Source organism: Brevibacillus sp. FSL K6-2834 (genome assembly GCF_038592925.1).
Classification (GTDB): Bacteria; Bacillota; Bacilli; order Brevibacillales; family Brevibacillaceae; genus Brevibacillus; species Brevibacillus borstelensis.
Map to the genome: position 1 here is coordinate 2885703 of NZ_CP151945.1, position 20827 is coordinate 2906529.

Genomic DNA, 20827 nt, shown 5'->3' on the forward strand with positions numbered 1-20827 from the left:
AAAGGCATGGCCGATTCACGTTTTCGAACATCCAGCGAAAAAAAGACACCAGCGCTACGCTGGCGTCCATTCAGTCTCCGCTCTCCGGCTGAGACTCGACCACATGTGTAAGGATCGACAATTTGTTCGTCCAAAACTGTTCGTAATAAGAGAGCCACTCTTTCAATTCGCTTAACGGTCCGGGATGAAGGCGGAAACGCTTTTCCCTCCCTACCTTGCGTCCGCAAACCAATTCGGCCTCCGAGAGTATTTGCAGGTGTTTCGCAACTGCTGTTCGACTCATCGGAAAGTGGGAGGTGATTTCAGAAATAGGCAGTTCTTTTTCTGAAAGCAATTTTAAGATCTCTCTGCGAGTCGGGTCAGCAATCGCCTGAAATACGTCATGTTTTTGTACGGCTGACATTAACCCTCAACCGCTTGGCGCAATCTGTCATGAACAATGGACTCCCATCCGTTGTTCATGCGGTCGCGAATGACTGCCGCTTCCTCGTTGGCCTTCGGCACAGTTGCGTCCGGCTGCTTCCATCCGCTGTGAACCAGGGTAAATTCCGTCTTGTTGCCCAACTCTTTTAACGTAAAAGAAACGACCCAACCATCTTTATCCCATGAAAAAGAAAGGCGGTGAGGCTCGTCGATTTCCAGGACTTTGCACGGCGAGGGACCAAAAGGTGATTGCAGGTGGAACTCGTGCCCCACGACTGGCTGAAAGTCATTGGGCATAAACCAGGCTGCAATGCCTTCTGCAGTGGATACTGTATTCCATACTTTTTGAATCGGGGCATTAAGCACAACCGTCTTGTTGATATCCGGTACGGTGTTTTTTTGATTCGAGTCCATTATGTGTTCTCCTTTGTTCTGCCGGTTTATGAAACCAATTGGTTTCGCTTTTGATTATATAAAACCTTTTGGTTTCGTGTCAACAATGCCCTATCGTGAAAATGGCCGGGATTTATCCCAACTATCGTCCAATTCCAACGGTTCCGTCGTTTTTTATATGGCAGCACTCTTGTATGTAAGTTTGTCGACCTTTGATCTTGTTTATGTATCCTCCCTTTTATTTTCCAGTAGCAGTGAGAAATTCTCCCCGCTTCGGTCGCCTGCGCGTTTATGAGCCGTATTGTTTTAACCGCTGATTCATTTGCTCCTGCTCTTGTTCTTGCTTCTGCTCTTGTTCTTGCTTCTGTTCGGTTTCTTTCTTCCGAAGCTCATTTCGAACTTCGGCTAAAAGCTTCTCAAGTTTAGCTACTTTCGTTGACTCATCAATTCCATTTCTTACGGCTGTTTTAATGAGCAAATAGGCGATATAGAGTACAACCACACACAATCCCAAGAAGATTAACAAATCCAAAACGTCTCTCCTCCCTCTCTGACCGTCCGCCTCAAGACATTGACCACTTCCGCAAAAGCAAGTTCCATTACTTGGACTTTGCTTTCTCCCAGGTTGAAATCTTTTTCCAGGCTTTAGCAGACTGTGCTTTTACAACCAGGCAATAACATGGATAGTATTGGTTTTCTGTGAAATATATCCAAAATATGTTACCATTTTTCTCCCCCAAAAAAATACACCTGAAAACGAAAAAAGGTGGTCCGCATGATTGAAACAAACAGACTGGTTTAACAACTGTATGAACTATCTGCCATTCCGCCCCTGCATAGAATCCTATCCGACTCCGTCACCATGCGTTTCACAGAAGGGGTTGCCGCCTGCAAAGCGTTTGCATTCAATGACCCCCAGTTGCCAAGACTTTGCACAAATATGGCGACCGTCCATACCGCTTCTGCTCATGTTGCCGAGAAGATCGGGATGAAATGAGTAAAGGAATTTATAAACAATGGCAAACAAAATAAACTAACCGATTTGTATTCCGTAGCAAGCGACACCAGACACGCTATGACATTGGTAAGATAACGGAACATACAAGCTTGCTGAAAAAATACATGTCCGTGTTCTCTCCTTCATTGGCAAAACTATGCTTGAGGTGAGCCAATGTCGATGAAAAGCAGATGTACTTGTCTTCTGTTTTGCCTGTCCCTGGCAAGCATATCTTTTGCCACTGCATCCAGCGCCAATGAATCCGGCGAAGGGTACATCAAGATGTTTGACAAAAAGCTCGAAGAAGCTCAACGAGCGAATGCATGCAAAGAGCGCCTAAGACGGCTGGAGCCACCCGAACCGGTAAAACTCCAAGACCCTCCCTTTTTGCCTGAAGGAGCTTTTCCGTCAGTCGTTCTGCCCATCAATGAGATCGTGCAAACAGGAAAAAAACTCCCTTATCGAACGATCGTAAGCCTTCCCTCCTATCAGCGCCCTGCATACGAGGAACATTGGCACAGCACTGTCGGGCGCTGGAGTTATATGCCGAACCGAATCCACTATGCCCTCCATCGGTTGTTTACCGCATACGATATCGGACTTTCCAGCTGGTACGATTTTGAGCACAATATAGGTCTTTCCATCCCCATGTTCCAGAATGAAAAATCACTGGACTTGTACATCGTTGCCTTTCAAACAGAAGTGACCCAAGTTTATACAAAAGGAAATCAAGTCGTTGTGGTAGGAAAACCGAAAAGGACGGGAGCAGTCGCGATCACCATCAAAACGGGGGATCTAGAGCCTGCAAACAAAGCGGAGCCACTGCTCGTCCAGTTGGCGACCACAAGCGGGGACGAAATAGATTATTCGCTCATTGAATTTGTGCCGCCAGATTTTTGGAACAAGCAAAATGAACAGCTGAAAAAACAAGAACGAAAAAAAGACGCTTGAAAAAAGCGTCTCAGCCTGTAGACAAAGTTCCGTAAGGAACAGGGTCTGCAGGCTTTTTTGTTGAATATAGAACATGTTACGTTTTCAAAAGTTATTTTTTAGAGGTGGCATTATGCTTAATAAGCAAGAGGCCGAAGGGCGTTATCAGATATCTGCATTCTCGCTAGATGAGTTGGTGCCAGAAGATCATCTCGTAAGAAAAATTGAAAATGCAATCGACTTTTCGTTCATCTATGACTTGGTGGAAAGCCTTTACTGTCATGACAATGGCAGACCCAGTGTTGACCCTGTAGTCTTAGTTAAAATTGCTTTCATCCAATATATTTTTGGAATTCGTTCCATGCGACAAACGATTAAAGAGATCGAAACCAATGTTGCCTATCGGTGGTTTATTGGCTATGATTTCAGTCAGCCCATTCCCCATTTCACGACCCTAGGCAAGAACTATGTTCGCCGTTTTCGGGATACTCAACTCTTCGAGTCGATCTTCCTTCGAATATTGGAGGAGGCGGTTCATCATGGATTCGTGAAGCCTGATGTGCTTTTCATTGATGCTACGCATGTAAAAGCCAGTGCGAATAAGCATAAATACGTGAAAGAAATCGTTGAAGAACAAGCGAAGAAATATCAAGAGCTGCTGGACGAAGAAATCAATCAGGATCGTATTGCACATGGAAAGAAGCCCCTTGAAAAAAAGACAGAAACTTCGAAGAAGGAGGTGAAAGTCAGCACAACTGACCCGGATTGCGGATTGTTTGTAAAAGGGGAAAAGGAACGTGTATTTGCTTATAGTTTTCATACAGCATGTGATCGAAATGGATTTGTGCTTGGTGCCAAGGTAACGCCAGGCAATGTGCATGACAGTCAGGTTTTTGAGGATGTTTTGAATCAAGTGCGAAAGACGTTTGCACAGCCTCAAGCTGTGGCAGTGGACTCGGGATACAAGACGCCTTACATCAGTAAAACACTCCTTGATGACCAGATTCGCCCCGTTATGCCCTACACAAGACCACGCACCAAAGAAGGTTTTTTTAAAAAGCACGAATATGTGTATGATGAATATTTCGACTGCTACATCTGCCCGAACGAGCAAATCTTAACATATGAGACAACAAACAAGGATGGGTACCGTATCTATCGATCAAATTCTCAAGTTTGCCGAAGTTGTCCGTTCTTGAAACAATGCACGGAAAGTAAAGACTACACAAAGAGAGTGAGTCGCCACATCTGGGCTGATTACCTCGAAGAGGTAGACCACCTCCGGCATACCGAGGAAAACAAACAAATCTATAGCAAACGGAAAGAAACGATTGAACGTGTATTCGCTGATATGAAGGAAAAGCATGGCATGCGTTGGACGACCTTACGAGGACTGGAGAAGGTCACGATGCAGGCGATGCTTGTTTTCGCTGCCATGAACTTGAAAAAAATGGCGACCTGGCTATGGAAATCAGGTCGCCAAAAGGTGAACGATCAAAACACCTTCGGTATTTTCATCAAATTATTAAACAAACTCCCTCTGCTGTTCGTTCAGCGAGGGAGTTTGTCTGCAACCTGAGACGCTTGAAAAAAGCGTCTTTACGTGTATTGGCACCTTGCCAAACGTATTGCTTACCGACAAAGACAGTACTGTCGGGAATGCTTGTAATGTTTGGATATACGAATGGCAACAAGGTCACTTCCCGCACACGGGTCGCATGAACCAACCTTTTCAGGCGTCAATCCGCGGTCCGCGGGATCAAAACTATTTTTTCTTCCCATACAATATCCGCAGATCAATCGTGATCTCGGAAATATCCATATCTTTTGCCTTCTGCAAGTCCTCTTCCGTGCATCCCCACGATAACGGTGTCATCCGAATCAAAGGTTCGACCAGCGCTTTTTCAAGCTTCCAACTATATTTCAGCCGCTCACTTTCTACAAGCTCAAACGCTTCTGTAAATCTCGCGACCGTATTGTCGTTTGCGTACAACTGCTTGTCGCTTTGCTCATAGAAAATTGCCCGCAGCTCCTGGAGATATCCGCTTTCCGGGATTACCTTGATCACCATTCCATCGTCTTTGAGCATACGTTGGCACTCTGCGTAATTCGAAGGCGACAAGATCGCCAGAATGAAATGAAATTGCTGGCTGGCAAATGGGCAATTGGCAATATCGGCGACACACCAGATCATATCCGGATAGTCTCTGGAGGCGAGATAGATCCCCTCCTTGGCAATATCAGCCCCCACTGCCAACAACTCGTGAGGCGAGCTTTGCACGATCTTTTCTCGGATAGCAAATAAATGCGAGCCTTCTCCACATCCTGCATCCAATATCCTCAGCGGCTCGCGTGTCGACTCGTGCTCACGGATGATCCTGCCGCCAATCTGATCGACCAGCGGCTGAAACACTCCGCTCTTGTAAAGACTCCTTCTCGATTCGAACATTTGTTTATCGTATTTCGTTTTGAGGCCGTGGGACAGAACATTCACGTACCCCTGTCTGGAAAGGTCAAAGGTATGATGATTCGTACATTGCAGGCTTTTCTCAAGAATCAGCTCCATGGCCCCTGAACAAAGCGGACAACGAAACAAGCCATTATTCGCTGAAATAAGACCCGCAGACTTGATCTTCTTGCTGTTATTGGACACAAAAAAGCACCCCATTCATTCGTATTTCGGTGAATGAAAAAGGCACAGATAAATAAACCCAGCCATTTTGACTGAGATTACATAATCTGTACCTTACATTACCGTAAACGAATGAATTGGATGATCATGTTGGTAACCTCTCCCGTAACAAATCTGGCGAAGGGGATATTTCCCTTGCGACATTAAGTATAGCACTTTTCGTTATGGGAAAAAAGGTTATGGAAAACAGAGTGCTTTTACAATAATCCTCTGCCGATAAAATTGGCGGATACCGGCTGCAGACCAAGCTCTCTCGCCCAGATGGACAGCTGTCCCATATGGTGGATCTCGTGCGCGATCACATGCCTTACTATTTCTCCTTGTGTGTACGCTGTTTCGGACCAGGAAACGGTCACTTTCTCTCGTTCATTTTCACCAGACCACGATTCCAGAAAGGATGCGATTTCACTGCGGCATGAATCGGAAAAATCTTTCACCCGATCAAGTGACTGGTAGTCGCCAAAATTCGGCTCAGTGTCCGGTTTGCCTTGGATCCCGAAGATGATCCAGCTATACTCCACATCCACGATGTGAAACAGCGTGTACAGAATGCTGCCGGCTCCGCCCACACGGCTGCGCAGCAATTCTTCGCGGGGCAGTTGCTTCAACAGCTCCAGCCATTCATCTCTGACCATCCAATTATAGTGGAACAATGCTTGCATGTTTTCCAGCTCCTTTTCCGCCAAAAGATTGGATTCGAATTTGCCCCCGTAAACGGAAGAAATCGTTTTGGGCGTTCACTTTGCCATCTTTCTTGGTCAATGCCGAGAAGCTCGTACTTTTTCCATTTGACTCAACACTCTTTGAAATTGAGGGTGTATATTGTTTGTCGTACAATTCTGAAATCTCTCTCCATCTCGAACAACTATTGCTATATTATGCTTTATGTAACAAACATTATCAATAACCGCTACATGATAGACATTCCTTCTAGGATGATTTCTCATTACAGAACAGTTGCAGCGAGTTACTGGAAAATTGGTGTTGTCTAAATCCATCCCATGCCGATCGACTTGAAGGTTGAACTGCTGTCCTTTTCGTTGATTTGATTCAGCCATACATTTCAATGATTGGCATCATAAGAAAGAGGCCGACCTATCCGTAGATATTTCTAGGGAAGGGCAGCCTCTACGTTAAATAGCTCTGTGCTATAGGCAAAAAAGGGCGGGAGTTTCAAGAAGCGCCGAAAAGGCAAACAGAGTCGAGTTTAATGGAACGCAGGATGGAGCCGCGACGGCGTATAGATAGGAAGACTGACGGTGAACGTCGATCCTACCCCGATCTCGCTTTCAATATGGATTTTCCCGTGGTGGTTTTCGATAATGTTATAGCTGACCATCAGGCCGAGTCCGTTTCCGTCCTCTTTGGTGGAATAAAACGGAGAACCGATTTGCTTCAGCTTTTCTTTAGGAATCCCGCACCCTTGGTCGATAAAGCGGATAACGGCAAGCTCCTGTTTTTTCTTGACCTGGATCAGGAGCTTCCCGCCGCCCGGCATTGCTTCAATCGCATTTTTCATCAGATTGATGAACACTTGCTTCATCTGATTTTCATCGCAGTAAATGGTGACGCCGGGGGTAAACGCGGTCAGTATCTGTACATTATGGATAAGAGCCTGCGTTTCCAATAATGTAATGACGTTTTGCAGCATTGATTTAACATCTTTCTCCTCAAACTTTCGATCTGTTGGCTTGGCCAGCAGCAAAAGCTCGTTGACAATGACTTCGATCCGGTCCAGCTCCGCTTCCATAATGTCCAGATACTCTGTTTTATAGTCTGGTCCCTTTTTGATGAGCTGTAAAAATCCTTTCAGCGATGTCAATGGATTGCGGATTTCATGTGCAATGCCCGCCGCTAGCTGGCCGGCTATCGTCAGCTTTTCCGAATTTCGCAAAAGCTCCTCGGTCAATTTTCGCTCGTTTTCAAGCAAAAGACCCTCCGATCTTTTCAAAGCGGTAATATCCTGCACTTGTGTGAGAAAATAGAGCGGGCGCCCGCAGTCGTCCCGGACCATGGAGACGTTCAGCAGCACCCAAACCACGCGACCCTGTTTCAAAACGTAGCGCTTTCTCATCTGATAGGATTCGATCTTCCCTTCCAGCAGCTGTTGCATGTAATCAAGGTCTGCCGCGAGATCGTCGGGATGGGTAATATCCTGGAAGGTTCGGGACAAGAGCTCTTCCTCTGTATAGCCGATCAGGTCGCAGAAGGATTGATTTACTTTCATCCATTGCCCATCCAAGGAGACCAAAGCCATTCCAATCGAAGAATATGTAAATGTCTGTAAAAACAGTGATTTGTTCTCCACATCAGCACCAAACTTCAACGAATATCGCTCCTTCCAAATCTCGATTGTGACAAGCAATTTGCGAGAACCTTCCTCTGATTTGCCCGGAGTTTTCATGATGGCCAGCCGCTGCATCTTCCTCTCTTTCGCTTTACGGAGCACTCAGCATAAACACGATAATACTCTTGTCCATCCTTGCATTGGATGCAACGAACAATTCGATGACCCTTCTGTTCAGAACACTTTCAATATGGCTGTTTTTGCCTAGAAACTGCTTCTCCACATTTTTCTTCGCCAAAAGGACAATGTCTTCGTGTCCAAGCCGGATCAATTCTTTTTCGATCTGGACAAATACACCCTGCTGTATAAGCAGAATCAATCTCGCATGCAATTGGTAGGAAACGAGGTTCTCCGGTTTTCTCTGCACTTGCTCATGGTGCAGGTATATCTCGCGATGCAAAGCTTCCTTTCCTTCATAAAGCTCTGAAAAGGAAGGATTGTATGAAAAAGGCGTGGAAGCAATCCCCAAAAAAAGCCCCGACTTTCGATGGAAATTCCAGTCGTAATAAAACTCGGTAATCTCTCTTTCTGTTATTTTATTTATGTACGTTTTGATTTCCGGCAACAGCTTTTGCATGAGTGAGTCTCTGATACTGTTAACTGTGGTTTCCTGGCCTTGTTCCAACAACACCTGTTCGATAGGAGACAAGAAGTTTTTGATATAGACGGTAATAAAAGTATGTCCGATCGATACAAAAATGGATTCCGGTCCCTTCCCAAAGTTGTCCCGAAGGATTTTCCCAATATAGCTGCTGATCTCTGTTTGCTGAACTACGCTTTCCATCGTTTCATTCCTTTTAAAAGGGTAGTTTTCAATTAAAAAAAGAGCCGGAACAGTCAGCCTGGGCAGCTGCCATTCCGGCTCATGTCTAGCTCATTTGTCATGTCTAGTTCATTTCCACCGAATTATGAGGTTGGATTGACGATAAATACGATGACACTTTTATCTCTTCCGAAATCCCAGTCTACAAATAAATCGACAACCTTGGTCCCAAGTATCGACTCAAAATGGAGATCATTGTGAAGCATACCTTTTTCCAATTGCCTTTTGGCGATCCGCAGCGATTCCGAAAAGCCGAGCCGGATGAACTCTTTTTCAATGGCCACCAAAATACCGTTGCGGACTACGAGGATGGTCCTCATATTCAGTTTGTATGAGAACATCTCTTCCGGGATTTTTTCCACTTGAATGCTTATCTTTTCGATTTCCTCATGCAACTGCTCCTTACCCGTAAACGCTTCCGCAATTTCGCCTGCGTGCGGCAGCGGCTCCGAAGTAAGCGCGACAATGATACCCGATCTGTTATGTAAGCCCCAATCGTAATAAACTTCCCGAATCTCCACGCCCGTGGCTATTTTCAAGTACGCCGTGATCTCCGGAAGCAAATTTTTCATGAGCAAATCTCTCGTCTGCAGAATGGTGACGATCTGGTCCTGTTCGAGCAGGACGCGCTCCATTGGCGAGAGGAAATTCCGCAAATAGCAGGTAATAAAGGTATGTCCCAAGGTGACAAAGACAGATTCGGGGCCTTTTCCAAAGTGATCGCGTAGAACCCGTCCGATATAACTGCTCAGGTCTCTTTGTACGTTAGTCTCCACATGATCAATCCTCTTGTAAGGAAAAGGCGTTCTTTCCTTTCCCCCATTTTACTATAACATAGACAAGGTAAATTTTCGGCATAAACCGTGAAACTTATACGTCCTTTTTATCCTATAGTAAGCTTTACCTCTTTTTGGGAGAGTTGAAACATGGACCTAAACATTTTTTCAATGCCGAACCCCAAACCAAATCCAGCCAAGACGAGATTATTCCTTAAACCAATCAGGCTTGCAGGTCTCGAAATAGCGATGATCCTCGCACAGGCTATGCAGTCGTTCGACCATTTCGTCTACTTTTTCGGGGGTTACGCGGACCGTCCAGACTATCGCGGAAAAGATTGACATGGCGGCATAGACTGCATACAGTGTCCAAAAGTCAGCCGGTATTCCCCTTTCATAAAAATACCCCTCTATTTGTCCGACCGAAAAGGGAATGCTGCATTCCTTGCTAAAGAGTGCCAATTTATAGAAGTCGTGAATCGGATCGCCCCAATCGAAACGGTTGAAGTCAATTACTCCGGCATACCGCTTTTCATGGACAATCATGTTGCCAACATGAAAATCGTCGTGTTGAAACTTGTTGGGCCGGGCTTTCAGGAGCTTCTGGTGTTCATCAATAAAGCGGATTATCCGGGCGTCGTTTTCCATTTTCACTCCACAGGTCTTATACGCCTTCACATAGTTATGGTGCTTTCTCGTCGCTCGTTCATACCAAGAGGAAATCGAATGGGGGGCGGGATGCTGATGCAATTTGGCAAGGTCCTGCCCGGCGTCCCAGCCGATCCGGTATTGCTTCTCCGGTGGGCAATCGGGAATGGCACCTCTTGCATCTTCTCCGTCGATATAGCTGAGCAAGTAGTAGCACAACTCTGATTGCTCAAGCCTGCCGATGTCTATAGGCTGGGGGCTTTTCGCTCCGTACATTTGGATCGCTTCCATGATCCCGTATTCCGCGTATTTTCGCTCGTACTGCTTCAAGTCGGCCGTTCTCAACAGCAATTTGGTTCCGTCGTCATAGCTGACCACGTATTTTTGATCAGGTGAAAACCCTTCGGCAATTCGGCGGATGTCACTCGCATGAGCGAGTGCGGGAATGTTCTCCCGAAAGGCTTGCAGAATATCGTTCATCTCAGTGCCAGTACCCCCTCTTCAAACATTGTGGAAGAGAATTTTACCATAACGTGTATCCAATTGTTCCGTTTTTTCGGAATTATTTTCAGATTCCTCTCACCATCGTCATCACATCCGACTAAACAGCTACAGTTCTTGCCCTGGATGCAGAGGAACCAAAGAACGAAAAAAGACGCAAAAAAGCAACTGCCTCAAAGACAGTTGCTTTTTTGGGTGGGGCTTTTATATTTTCACTACATTTTCAGCTTGAGGTCCGCGATTCCCTTGGGTAATAGTGAACTGGACACGCTGGCCTTCATCCAGGGATTTGAAGCCCTCTCCCTGGATCGCACTGTAATGTACGAAAACGTCTTCCCCGCCTTCTACTTGAATAAACCCGAAACCTTTTTCTGCATTAAACCATTTTACTGTTCCAATCGTTTGCATTGTTGTAACCAACCTCCAACAGTAGTATATGCCAATCCAAGCTCCTTCATGTACATGAAAATCACACGCACACAAAGCAATGAAGAAATAATTATCCAAAAGGTGAATTACAGCCTTCATTACTATATTTGGTCCAAAAAGGTTTCGTCTATTGTTCAAACATCCAAAACGACGAAAGCCCTACCTCTCTTCCATCCTTGCGGCTCCGTAGACCGCGCCAGTGTGAATCAGAAATTCAAAAGAGGCTCATTCAAGTCTCTTCATAGTAACTGAATTGGAATGAAAAAGCAAATCGCAAGGATTCCGGCTCTCCTTTGAAACAAACTCTGGTCTCATCTCTTTGATCAATCTGTTCTGCTACACATCCAACCTTATCGGATGCAAATGCGTCAACAGCTCTCGGTGAATCTGGCCATTGCTTCCTACAACATGAGGCGTGCTGACCTTGTAGGAATTTCCTGCCATGTCGGTTACCTGTCCCCCTGCCTCCGTGATCAGCAGTGTTCCTGCCGCCACATCCCAAGCATTCAATCCATATTCCCAGAAAGCGGTCAAGCGCCCCGCTGCGACATAAGCGAGATGGAGAGCGGCGGACCCCAGCACCCTCATTGTTTGGCAGCGCGGTCCCAGCTCTCCTATCCCCTTCAACACCGCTTCACGCATCAGCGGTGTTGAGGGAAAGCCCGTCGCAATCACGCTTCTGGCTACATCCTCGGTGCCGGCGACCTTCAGCTCTTTCCCGTTGACAAACGCTCCCTTTCCTTTTTCCGCCCAGAACAATTCATCCTGGCTCGGGTCGTAAACGACGCCGACAATCACTTCTCCTTTGCTGGTCAGGGCGATGGAAACGGTGAAGCCCGGAATTCTTTGCACATAGTTGCTGGTTCCGTCAATCGGGTCGACGATCCAAAGAAAAGGAGTCTCGTCTGCCTTTGCTAGCGATTTTACAAAAGAATGGTGGTTTGCAAAGGACTCTTCTTCCCCTAAAAATGCATGGTCAGGGTACGCTTCCAAAATCCGTTTGCGAATGAGGCTTTCTGATGCTTTGTCAAGCTCTGTGACCACATCGAAGGCATTGCCTTTTTCTTCTATCGTAAATCGGGATTCGCGCCTGTTTTTGATCATCGTACCCGCTTCTTTCGCCACTTGCTTGGCAAGCTCTACATAGCTCACGCTTGTTTCCTCCTGTCTGGAAAACAGTCTTCAATGCCTTTGGCGATTGTAGGATGGAGGCACGTCAGCAGCAACTTCAGGATTCCCCTGTTTTTCCGTTTCCCTTTCATACCTACGGCAGATCATTCCCGAAACATTCATGATTTCTTTTGGATCATTCCGCTTCTGTGCCAGTGAGCTATATAGTCATGTTCTATCTAAACCCTTTCCACTGTAAACAAACGAATTTTTGCTTCCAACCTAATAGACACGATATGTTCATGCACCCCCATTATGGGTTAAGTCACAAATAAAGCCGTCCGCATGGTAAAATGGAATGGCCTGAAGGATTTGCCAAAAGACTTCAAACAAAGAACAGGAGATTGATACATGGAACAAAAAATCCTGGTCCGCGACTTGCTTGTCCGCCTTGCAAACAAAGAGAGGCTATACTTGCTCGATGTGCGTGATGAAGACAAATATCGTGCAGAAAGCTTGAACGATTACGGCGTGCCGACGGAGAACCTCCCGTATCTGAAGATGGTCGAACCGGACGAAGACATTCAGGAAAGAATGAAAGAACTGCCAACGGATAGACAGATCATCACGATCTGTACGAGCGGAAACAAGGCGCGAAAAGCGGCTGAGCTCTTGCGCGAAAAAGGCTACGATGCCACCTCGCTCGAAGGCGGGCTGACTGCCTGGAAACAATATCACGAGAATGGCGGAAACGAACCAAAGCAACCAGCGGACTAGACTGTCTCGCTGGTTGTTTTTCTTGACGGCGGCTGCCAATCTGTTTGGTTCGGAGGCATCTTGCTCAGAGAGGACCTTTCCTCCCAAACTCTTATCCCTTGATAAAGTGGCCCGGACCAAGCGGCATGCCTAACAGGTACCATAGCGCAAACAGGAGCAGCCAAAAAATCCCGAAGAATAACGAATACGGCAGAAGGATTGAGATCAAGGTTCCCATTTGCAGATTTTTCTGATATTTGTTGGCAAAAGTAAGCAAGATCGCAAAATACGGCAGCATAGGTGTGATCGGATTGGTGATCGAATCACCGATGCGGTAGGCAGCCTGGGTGAAAGCGGGACTGTACCCCAGCAGCAGAAACATGGGGACAAAGACCGGCGCGAGAATTGCCCATTTCGCTGTCGCGCTTGCAATGAGGAGATTGATAAGAGCGACGAACAGAATAAACAGGATCAGCAGCGGAAGGCCTGTCAAGCCGATGTTTTGCAGAAAAGCAGCTCCCTCGATCGCAATAATCGGACCGAGATTGCTCCAGTTGAAATACGCGATCATTTGCGAGGCGACAAATGCCAGAACGATGTAATAGCCCATTCCGGACATCGTCTTTCCCAAATGTTCGGCCACATCTCTGTCCGAGCGAATCACACCGGCTCCAATACCGTAGGCGACAGCGGGAATCCCGAACAAAAAGAGCAAAATGGGAACGAGCGACTTCATAAATGGAGAGACAATCAGCGAGTCGGTATCAGGGTCGCGAAGCAGCGAACCGCTCGGTATGGTGACGGCTGACAGGATGACCACGCAGACGAACAAAGCAATACCGGCCCAGCGCAATCCTCGTTTTTCCTCCGGTGTCACCTGTGCTTCCACAGCATTTTGTTGAGCTTGTGGTGTATAGCTTCCCAGCCTTGGCTCCACAATCCTGACAGTGATCCATACGGTCAAAGGAACGAGCATCAAAGTGGAAGCCACCATAAAATAGAAGTTCATCGCAGGGCTGGACATATAGCTCGCATCGATCATTTGAGCCCCTGTCTGCGTAAAGCTTGCCAACGTCACATCCAATACGGAAACAACCAGATTGGCACTGAAGCCGCCGGCTACAGCAGCGTATGCGGCAGCAAGCCCTGCGATCGGATGCCGGCCGAGCATGGTGAAAATCATCGCAGCGATCGGTGGCATAACGATGAAGGCCGCGTCTCCGGCGGCGTGTCCCAACATGCTGACAAGGACGATAATCGGCAAAATCAACGAACGCGGGGAGGCCAGTACAGTCCTTCTCATCGCTGCGCCGATCAAGCCGGTTGATTCTGCCAATCCGACGCCAAGCATGACCGACAGAACCAAGCCGAGCGGCGGGAATGAGGTGAAGTTGTTGACCATCTCGGTCAGAATGCGGACGATCCCCTCTTTGCTAAGCAGGTTGACTGCGGCGATCCGCTCATGATTGGTGGGATTCACCGTCGACCATCCGAGTGCGGCAGCGATAGCGGAAAGGATCAAAATGGCGGCGATTATGACGAGAAACAGTGTGACTACATCCGGCAATTTATTGCCAAGCACTTCCACACGGTCAAGGAATTTCAAAAAGAATCCTTTTTTACTTGCATTCGTCTGTTGCGTAACAGGTGCCGCCATCATATTCCCCGCCCTTCCCTTTCAATTTACGAAGGCTGCTTACCCGTTTTCTCCACGTAGTTGTAGATCGTGTACTTGGAAACATCCAGCAGGTCGGCTACGTGCTGCACAGCGCCTTTGATCAAAAACAGCCCCATTTCATCGAGCAGACCGATAAAGGCAATTTTCTCCTCCTTCTGCATAAAGGGGACGGGTTTGCCGATTTTGCGGATGCATTCCTCAATGATTTGGTCCATCAACTCGGAGATAGTGGGAGCAAAGCGTTCTTCCGTTTTTTCTTCACTTGGCTCCTGCTGAAAAGAAGCCATTCCTTTGAGAATAGACTCGGCCATCACAAGGCTGGTCACGTCCAGATTGATACAGATACAACCGATAATGGCTTGATGCTCGTCCCTGATAAAAATCGTGCTGGATTTGATGATTTTGTCTTTAATCCCTTCGTGCTTGTAGTTGAGAATGAAGTCATGCCCTTGCTCGCCCTGACGGAGCAGCTTCAGACCGAGATTGGTCACCGGGCTTCCCGGGCTTCTGCCGCTTACATGGCTGTTGTGAATGGCAATGATCGAAGCCTCGGGGTTGGTCATGTCGTGCAGGGCGACTTCACAGTGGTCGCCAATCGTTCGAGCCAGGCCCTCAACTACAGGAATATAACTGGCCAAAATGGGATGCAATGAACTCATGTGTGAAACCTCATTTCCTAGCGTGTTTATGTGGGAGAATGCGGCTGCGTCTCCTGGGCAAATCGTCAACGAGGCCTGCTTGTTTACCGGTGGTGTACGCAAAGCTTACCCCCTTTATACACCTGCCTTACTCGCTTGAGAGAAAGCAGGTTTTCCACCGGATTTCCCTCCACAAGCAGCAGGTCTGCCCATTTTCCTGCCTCAATGGAACCCGTTCTGTCCTCCAGCTTCATGCATGCAGCTGCCTGCAGCGTCGCGGCCCGAATCGTCTCAATCGCTGGCATTCCTTCCTCGTGCATGAGCTGCAATTCATCCGCCAAATACCCTGGGATGTTAAAAGGGGTACCGGCGTCTGTGCCTGCAGCAATCTTCACTCCGTGCCGAAGCGCTTTGCGGAAGCTTTCCCGATGGATCTGGACAAACGGCTCTGCCTTGCGGACAAACTCCTCAGGCACTCCGCTCTCAGACGGCTGGCGCAGGATCAGCGTCGCAGCAATCAGGGTCGGAACCAGAAACGTTCCGTTTTCGATCATCAATTGGACGGCCTCGTCATCGAGTACCGTTCCGTGTTCGACCGTCGTAACGCCTGCACGAATGGCGTTTTTGATTCCTTCCAAACCAATCGCATGAGCTGCAGTTGTTTTTCCGGCATGAGAAGCTTCCTCGCAAGCGCAGCGCAGCTCTGCCTCTGAAAGCTGCGGGGAGCCCGGCTCTGTTCCTTTTGTTAGGACACCGCCCGTGGCCATCAGCTTCAAGAGATCTGCTCCCGCTTTCAACTGGCTTCGGGCGGCCTTTCTCACCTCGTCAACCCCATCAGCCTCAATCGCCATTGGATGGCAGTGCCCGCCAGTCATGACGATGGGCTGGCCGGATGCGTAGACGCGCGGCCCCTCGACAAAGCCTCGCTCAACCGCATTTCGATAGGAAATATCTACATTGTATCGTGTACCCACATTCCGTACTGTCGTGATGCCAGCCTCGAGAAACTGTTTTCCTTGCTGATGAGCCCGAAACGCCGTGTCCGCTGCGGAATCCAGTCTGATTTGCCTGAAGGGATCAGGTGAAGCGTCCATGCCCAAATGCACATGGCAGTCGATCAAGCCGGGCAAAAGCGTCATTCCCGTTCCGTCGAACTCCCAGTCTGCCACTTCCGCATTGCCTGCCTCAGAGACATGCAATATTCCGGATTCGTCAAAGACAACCGTTCCTCTTTCAATCTGCCGCAAATGTACAACGTCGATTATTCTTACATTGTATATTTTTCGCCTCACGTCAGCACCACCCTGTTTATACTGGGATTTGTTGCGTGTACTTTTCGACCAGCTCAGCGAGCAGCTTCATGTTTACATTGCCGCCTGAAGCCAGCACGACTACCTTTTTTCCCTTGAGTGCAGTCCGATGGTGAATCATTGCTGCCAAAGCGGCCGCACCGGACGGCTCTACTACCATCTTGGCCCGTTCCGCAAGGCTCACCACCGTCCTTGCAATCTCTTCCTCGGAGACCAATACCATCTCGTCGACGTATCTTTTCGTGTGTGCATACGTGATCTCTCCCGGCTTTTTGGCCATCAATCCATCCGCGATCGTATCCACCTTTTCCACTTCAAACGGGCAGCCGTGCCGAAGCGATTCATACATCGCCATGGCCCCCTCGCTATTCACGCCGATCACGCGCACGGCCGGCTTTGTCTCCTTCAAAGCAGCCGCCACGCCCGATATCAACCCTCCCCCGCTGACCGGAACGATGACCACGTCAACGTCGGGAAGCTCTTCCAAAATCTCCAGGCCGATCGTGCCTTGCCCTGCGATAATATGCATGTCTTCAAACGGATGGATCAAGACAAGACCTTCGCTTTGGTGAAGCTCCAGCGCTTTTTCATACATGGTAATGGAGGTGCTCCCTCCATCTACTACTTTGGCGCCGTAATGAAGGATCGCATTTTGCTTGCTCGGTACAGGATTGGTCGGCATGACCACTGTAGCTGCAATCCCTTGGATCTGGGCAGCGTAGGCAGTGCCTGCGCCGTGATTGCCTGCAGAAAAGGCCACGACACCCCGTCTTTTTTCCTCGTCTGTCAGGCTCACGATCTTGTTGTACGCGCCGCGGATTTTGAACGCCCCTGTCTTTTGCAGATTCTCGCATTTTACGTAGATGGTATTGCCTGACCATTCGCTGAAAGTGCGCGAATACTGCATAGGTGTCGGCAAGATGACACCCGCGAGATTGGCCCTGGCTTGCCTGATTTGCTCCAATGTAACGAACATGCGTTTATCTCTCCTCTTCCCTGATTTCTACGACCATTTCAATCTCCACAGGCAGATTCATGGGCAGAACGGATGTGCCCAAGGCAGAACGGGCATGCTTCCCCTTGTCGCCAAAAACGTTCACCAGCAGATCGGAAGCCCCGTTCATAACCTGGGGCTGGTCGTAAAAATCGTCTGCGCTGCTCACCAGTCCGAGTACTTTCACAATCCGCTCAATCTTATCAAGATTGCCAATCTCCGCTTTGATCATGCTGAGCAGGTTGAGGACAGTAATCTGTGCGGCCTCATATCCTTGTTCTACAGTAAGGTCCCTGCCCAGCCTGCCCGTATAGAGCGGTTTCCCATCGACAAAGCAGCCGGCTCCTGAGGTAAAAACCAGGCAGCCCGAACGCACGCAGGATACGTAGGTTGCCAAAGGCGGTTGGTTCGGGGGCAGACTTACCCCCAGCTCTTCAAGTCTCTTTTCCACAAATGACAAAAGTACCACCACGCTTTTCTGAAAATTCTAATCAACACTCGATATTCTCATTCTATCACGATCCCGGAATAAAATGATACAATTTTTTTGATATCGACAAATTTTTTAGAAAAAAATCAACAACATGCACCCGTCCGCTGAATCCTCCAGCCGCCTGTCATGGAAATCATGCCACAAATACACGGCGGTATTTCCTTTTCTGAACAAGCGTCAACAAGGTCTGCCATTATTTACAGGTTCCATTCTCTCAAGTCTATTTGTTATCCTAGTTAAGCCAAACAAACAAGCCGAAACTTCCAAAGAAGTGGAAGTGCGGGGGACTTCTTTTTGTAGAGTTAGCCACTCTGCATTGGGGTGAATCACGCTTGTGAAGGGTTGTATCCTCAGCCCGAACCCGACAACTAACCTCGTAGGCGAAGAAAAGGAGACGATGAGAACATGAAACCATTCGGCAAGTCTATCATCGCTATTGCTTTGGGATTGGCTGTTACTTCGATGTCCACTTCAGCATTTGCTGCCACATGCCCGGTAAAAAATGTTGTTAATCAAGGGCAATGGCTCCCATATTTCATGAATTCCCAACCTTCGCAACAATCCCAACCATCGAACCAATGGAACCAATGGAACTGGGCATTTCCATCCAACTCTATGCAATGGGTAGAGCTTCCGATGCAACAGCCGGTACAAAAACCGGTTCAGCAGCCGGTACAAAAGCCAGTTCAACAACCGGCTAAAGCTCCGGCAAGCAACACTGTCAACGCTTCCTCCCAGTTTGCTCGCGAAGTGGCAAATCTGGTAAACCAAGAGCGTGCAAAAGCCGGTCTGGCTCCGCTTGCTTACGATGCTGCATTGGAAAAGGTAGCATTGGCAAAAGCGGCTGACATGGATCAAAACAACTACTTTGATCACAACAGCCCTACCTACGGTTCTCCATTTGACATGATGAAGCGCTTTGGCGTATCGTACATGACTGCAGGCGAAAACATCGCCATGGGTCAGCGCAGCGCTGAAGAAGTGATGCAGCAATGGATGAACAGTGACGGTCACCGCAAAAACATCATGAACCCGAATTTCACGAAAATCGGCGTAGGCTACCAAAATGGTTACTGGGTACAAGAATTTACCGGATAACCTTGATGGCTGCAGAGAAGAACCGAGTTGCTCAACAGAGTGACTCGGTTTTTTCGGTTTTTTCCCTGCTTGCAAAAAAAGCCCACCTGAAGCTGGTGGGCATGGTATCGATCTAGGCTTTTGTGATCAAAGGAGAAAATGGCGACACCCGGATCAGAGGCTCATTAACGAGCGCACCAGCCGCCGTCGATGACCATTTCAAGGCCGCTCACAAACGAAGACTCGTCCGAAGCGAGATAAAGTGCACCATAAGCGATATCCTCGGGTTTGCCGAGACGAGGCAGCGGCGTTTGCGCCTGAAAAATGCCCCGAACCTCTGGAGCCGTGATCATTTGCGTCATTGGTGTTTCGATAATGCCCGGGTGAATGGAGTTCACGCGGACGGAATCCTTCGCGCATTCGACAGCTGCTGCTTTCGTAAGAGCTCTCAACGCCCCTTTGGAAGCGGTGTAACCATTCGTAAAGTTCAGAGCAACTAGTCCTGCGATAGACGAAATGTTGATGATGGAACCGCTTCCAGCCTTTTTCATCTCAGGGTAAACCAGCGTCATTCCCAGCACGCAGCCGGTCAGGTTTACATCCATCACCTTGTTCCAGTTTTCCATCGTAAATTGCTCAATCGTAGCATCTGTACTGATACCCGCATTGTTTACCAGGACGTGAATGTTGCCAAATGCCTCCAGACCTTGTGCGATGACGTTTTTCCATTCGTCCTCGGAAACGACGTTGTGTTTGACCCCGATGGCTTCCCCGCCGTCCGCCTTGATTTCATTCACCACTTCTTGCAGCTTGTCTTCGGACATGTCCGTCGCGATTACTTTCGCGCCTTCCTGGGCAAACAGACGAGCTGTTTGTGCCCCCATACCGCTTGCCGCACCTGTAATGATGGCGACTTTTCCTGTTAGACGACCCATAGTCGTATCCTCCCGCTTTTTCATTTCTGAAAAAGAAATTCAAAAAAATTTTAAACAACTAGTTGTTTTATCGACACTGTGTCGTAAATAATTATATCAATGCCCTTCTTATATGGGCAAACAACACAAAACGCCGAAGTGACGATAAATCAACAGAAGATCAACGTTGTGTGGATCACATAGAAAAAGTTCAACAAGGATGGGAAGAATGTCGATGAAACCGAAGAAGATTGATCCGCGGGTCAGGAGGACACGCCAGCTCATTCAGGACGCGTTTACCTCGCTCATACAGGAAAAAGGGTATGAGGCCATCACCGTACAGGACATTACCGAGCGTGCCACTTTGAATAGGGCCACCTTTTACCTCCACTATCGAGACAAACAGGATTTGATGTGGCAAAGCACAGAAGAAGTCCTCTCGGAGCTGGTGGACAGTCTGCGCGAAACGACCAAACATGCGAAAAAAGCAGACTTGCACGTAGATCAACCGCACCCCGTGTTCGTCTGCCTGTTTGAACAGATTGCACGCCATGCGACCTTTTACAAGGTAATGCTGTCCCATCACCAGGCACCACTCGCTGCTCGCCTGATCGAAGTCATCACCGATTACATCTCCCAAGGCCTGGACGAATTCCAGCCCGATGACACCAAGCTCACGGCACAGCGAGAGATTATTGTCCGCTATACCGCCTCTGCCTTTTTAGGAGTCATCATGTGGTGGCTGGAGGGCGGCATGAGCTATTCTCCCCGCTTCATGGCGCTGCAATTGATGAGGCTTGCGATCAAGGGGCCGTATGAGCTGTCTCCGTTTGCGTGAGCCCTTTCGGGGCGGGAAATAGCAAAAAGCCGGAACGGTACCACTCCGGCTTTTCACATT

General features: G+C 48.1%; 22 protein-coding genes and 1 riboswitch. Of the genes, 5 read left to right on the top strand and 17 right to left on the bottom strand.

Annotated features, from left to right (window positions below; translation table 11 throughout):
* Positions 1 to 70 precede the first annotated feature (70 nt).
* The 3 genes from NST96_RS14255 to NST96_RS14265 form a co-directional block, all read right to left on the bottom strand.
* Positions 71 to 403 carry a metalloregulator ArsR/SmtB family transcription factor gene (locus tag NST96_RS14255; protein ID WP_003390437.1) on the bottom strand — a complete coding sequence of 111 codons (333 nt, stop codon included), beginning with the start codon at positions 401 to 403 and terminating at the stop codon, positions 71 to 73.
* Positions 403 to 837, bottom strand: coding sequence for an SRPBCC domain-containing protein (locus NST96_RS14260; RefSeq protein WP_003390438.1), 435 nt, complete (start codon positions 835 to 837; stop codon positions 403 to 405). The genes NST96_RS14255 and NST96_RS14260 overlap by 1 nt, the downstream gene beginning before the upstream one ends.
* A gap of 268 nt (positions 838 to 1105) precedes the next feature.
* Entirely contained in the window at positions 1106 to 1348 is a 243-nt protein-coding gene (locus NST96_RS14265; protein ID WP_003390439.1) for a hypothetical protein, read from the bottom strand.
* Between the two features lie 645 nt (positions 1349 to 1993).
* On the opposite strand from NST96_RS14265, the gene NST96_RS14270 reads away from it, so the two are divergent.
* Positions 1994 to 2764: a hypothetical protein gene (locus NST96_RS14270; RefSeq protein ID WP_342404145.1), complete on the top strand. Its 771-nt coding sequence runs from the start codon at positions 1994 to 1996 to the stop codon at positions 2762 to 2764.
* A gap of 112 nt (positions 2765 to 2876) precedes the next feature.
* Entirely contained in the window at positions 2877 to 4322 is a 1446-nt protein-coding gene (locus tag NST96_RS14275; RefSeq protein ID WP_024985259.1) for an IS1182 family transposase, read from the top strand.
* Positions 4323 to 4508: 186 nt separating this feature from the next.
* Here the strand turns inward: NST96_RS14275 and NST96_RS14280 are convergent, their stop codons facing one another.
* From NST96_RS14280 to NST96_RS14315, 8 genes are all read right to left on the bottom strand, one after another.
* Positions 4509 to 5411, bottom strand: coding sequence for a putative RNA methyltransferase (locus NST96_RS14280; protein WP_152562248.1), 903 nt, complete (start codon positions 5409 to 5411; stop codon positions 4509 to 4511).
* A 221-nt stretch (positions 5412 to 5632) separates the two neighbouring features.
* Complete coding sequence (locus NST96_RS14285; RefSeq protein ID WP_024983608.1) at positions 5633 to 6097, bottom strand: DinB family protein; 465 nt, start codon at positions 6095 to 6097, stop codon at positions 5633 to 5635.
* 545 nt (positions 6098 to 6642) lie between these two features.
* Positions 6643 to 7857: a PAS domain S-box protein gene (locus tag NST96_RS14290; protein ID WP_003390444.1), complete on the bottom strand. Its 1215-nt coding sequence runs from the start codon at positions 7855 to 7857 to the stop codon at positions 6643 to 6645.
* A 16-nt stretch (positions 7858 to 7873) separates the two neighbouring features.
* Positions 7874 to 8566, bottom strand: a complete 693-nt coding sequence (locus NST96_RS14295) for a Na-translocating system protein MpsC family protein (protein ID WP_171506833.1) — start codon at positions 8564 to 8566, stop codon at positions 7874 to 7876.
* 122 nt (positions 8567 to 8688) lie between these two features.
* Positions 8689 to 9381: a Na-translocating system protein MpsC family protein gene (locus NST96_RS14300; protein ID WP_003390446.1), complete on the bottom strand. Its 693-nt coding sequence runs from the start codon at positions 9379 to 9381 to the stop codon at positions 8689 to 8691.
* A 207-nt stretch (positions 9382 to 9588) separates the two neighbouring features.
* A complete protein-coding gene (locus tag NST96_RS14305) occupies positions 9589 to 10509 on the bottom strand; it encodes an aminoglycoside phosphotransferase family protein (protein ID WP_003390448.1) in 921 nt (306 codons plus the stop codon).
* A gap of 225 nt (positions 10510 to 10734) precedes the next feature.
* On the bottom strand, positions 10735 to 10938 hold the full coding sequence (locus NST96_RS14310) for a cold-shock protein (protein ID WP_003390449.1): 204 nt from the start codon (positions 10936 to 10938) through the stop codon (positions 10735 to 10737).
* Between the two features lie 357 nt (positions 10939 to 11295).
* A complete protein-coding gene (locus tag NST96_RS14315) occupies positions 11296 to 12111 on the bottom strand; it encodes an inositol monophosphatase family protein (protein ID WP_003390450.1) in 816 nt (271 codons plus the stop codon).
* 369 nt (positions 12112 to 12480) lie between these two features.
* Here NST96_RS14315 and NST96_RS14320 point away from each other — a divergent pair, with 369 nt between their 5' ends.
* On the top strand, positions 12481 to 12846 hold the full coding sequence (locus NST96_RS14320; RefSeq protein WP_003390451.1) for a rhodanese-like domain-containing protein: 366 nt from the start codon (positions 12481 to 12483) through the stop codon (positions 12844 to 12846).
* 91 nt (positions 12847 to 12937) lie between these two features.
* On the opposite strand, the gene NST96_RS14325 is transcribed toward NST96_RS14320, so the two are convergent.
* The 5 genes from NST96_RS14325 to NST96_RS14345 form a co-directional block, all read right to left on the bottom strand.
* Entirely contained in the window at positions 12938 to 14482 is a 1545-nt protein-coding gene (locus NST96_RS14325) for an AbgT family transporter (protein WP_122959052.1), read from the bottom strand.
* Positions 14483 to 14508: 26 nt separating this feature from the next.
* Complete coding sequence (locus NST96_RS14330) at positions 14509 to 15162, bottom strand: PAS domain-containing protein (RefSeq protein WP_003390453.1); 654 nt, start codon at positions 15160 to 15162, stop codon at positions 14509 to 14511.
* Positions 15163 to 15245: 83 nt separating this feature from the next.
* A complete protein-coding gene (locus NST96_RS14335) occupies positions 15246 to 16433 on the bottom strand; it encodes an amidohydrolase family protein (RefSeq protein ID WP_003390454.1) in 1188 nt (395 codons plus the stop codon).
* A gap of 16 nt (positions 16434 to 16449) precedes the next feature.
* Positions 16450 to 17427, bottom strand: a complete 978-nt coding sequence (gene ilvA / locus NST96_RS14340) for a threonine ammonia-lyase (protein ID WP_024983613.1) — start codon at positions 17425 to 17427, stop codon at positions 16450 to 16452.
* 4 nt (positions 17428 to 17431) lie between these two features.
* On the bottom strand, positions 17432 to 17905 hold the full coding sequence (locus tag NST96_RS14345; protein WP_035990159.1) for a RidA family protein: 474 nt from the start codon (positions 17903 to 17905) through the stop codon (positions 17432 to 17434).
* Positions 17906 to 18180: 275 nt separating this feature from the next.
* Positions 18181 to 18336: riboswitch (cyclic di-AMP (ydaO/yuaA leader) on the top strand.
* A 7-nt stretch (positions 18337 to 18343) separates the two neighbouring features.
* On the opposite strand from NST96_RS14345, the gene NST96_RS14350 reads away from it, so the two are divergent.
* Entirely contained in the window at positions 18344 to 19036 is a 693-nt protein-coding gene (locus NST96_RS14350) for a CAP domain-containing protein (RefSeq protein WP_003390458.1), read from the top strand.
* A gap of 164 nt (positions 19037 to 19200) precedes the next feature.
* Here the strand turns inward: NST96_RS14350 and NST96_RS14355 are convergent, their stop codons facing one another.
* Positions 19201 to 19950, bottom strand: a complete 750-nt coding sequence (locus tag NST96_RS14355) for a glucose 1-dehydrogenase (protein WP_003390460.1) — start codon at positions 19948 to 19950, stop codon at positions 19201 to 19203.
* 214 nt (positions 19951 to 20164) lie between these two features.
* Here NST96_RS14355 and NST96_RS14360 point away from each other — a divergent pair, with 214 nt between their 5' ends.
* Complete coding sequence (locus tag NST96_RS14360) at positions 20165 to 20767, top strand: TetR/AcrR family transcriptional regulator (RefSeq protein ID WP_243014185.1); 603 nt, start codon at positions 20165 to 20167, stop codon at positions 20765 to 20767.
* The last annotated feature ends 60 nt before the right edge of the window (positions 20768 to 20827 follow it).

Bases quoted from the DNA above. Each gene is read 5' to 3' on its own strand.
- NST96_RS14255 (WP_003390437.1), bottom strand. From the start codon at position 403: ATGTCAGCCGTACAAAAACATGACGTATTTCAGGCGATTGCTGACCCG.
- NST96_RS14290 (WP_003390444.1), bottom strand. From the start codon at position 7,857: ATGCAGCGGCTGGCCATCATGAAAACTCCGGGCAAATCAGAGGAAGGT.
- NST96_RS14275 (WP_024985259.1), top strand. From the start codon at position 2,877: ATGCTTAATAAGCAAGAGGCCGAAGGGCGTTATCAGATATCTGCATTC.
- ilvA (WP_024983613.1), bottom strand. From the start codon at position 17,427: ATGTTCGTTACATTGGAGCAAATCAGGCAAGCCAGGGCCAATCTCGCG.
- NST96_RS14350 (WP_003390458.1), top strand. From the start codon at position 18,344: ATGAAACCATTCGGCAAGTCTATCATCGCTATTGCTTTGGGATTGGCT.
- NST96_RS14330 (WP_003390453.1), bottom strand. From the start codon at position 15,162: ATGAGTTCATTGCATCCCATTTTGGCCAGTTATATTCCTGTAGTTGAG.
- NST96_RS14295 (WP_171506833.1), bottom strand. From the start codon at position 8,566: ATGGAAAGCGTAGTTCAGCAAACAGAGATCAGCAGCTATATTGGGAAA.
- NST96_RS14280 (WP_152562248.1), bottom strand. From the start codon at position 5,411: ATGGGGTGCTTTTTTGTGTCCAATAACAGCAAGAAGATCAAGTCTGCG.
- NST96_RS14355 (WP_003390460.1), bottom strand. From the start codon at position 19,950: ATGGGTCGTCTAACAGGAAAAGTCGCCATCATTACAGGTGCGGCAAGC.
- NST96_RS14320 (WP_003390451.1), top strand. From the start codon at position 12,481: ATGGAACAAAAAATCCTGGTCCGCGACTTGCTTGTCCGCCTTGCAAAC.
- NST96_RS14325 (WP_122959052.1), bottom strand. From the start codon at position 14,482: ATGGCGGCACCTGTTACGCAACAGACGAATGCAAGTAAAAAAGGATTC.
- NST96_RS14260 (WP_003390438.1), bottom strand. From the start codon at position 837: ATGGACTCGAATCAAAAAAACACCGTACCGGATATCAACAAGACGGTT.
- NST96_RS14305 (WP_003390448.1), bottom strand. From the start codon at position 10,509: ATGAACGATATTCTGCAAGCCTTTCGGGAGAACATTCCCGCACTCGCT.
- NST96_RS14310 (WP_003390449.1), bottom strand. From the start codon at position 10,938: ATGCAAACGATTGGAACAGTAAAATGGTTTAATGCAGAAAAAGGTTTC.
- NST96_RS14270 (WP_342404145.1), top strand. From the start codon at position 1,994: ATGAAAAGCAGATGTACTTGTCTTCTGTTTTGCCTGTCCCTGGCAAGC.
- NST96_RS14285 (WP_024983608.1), bottom strand. From the start codon at position 6,097: ATGCAAGCATTGTTCCACTATAATTGGATGGTCAGAGATGAATGGCTG.
- NST96_RS14360 (WP_243014185.1), top strand. From the start codon at position 20,165: ATGAAACCGAAGAAGATTGATCCGCGGGTCAGGAGGACACGCCAGCTC.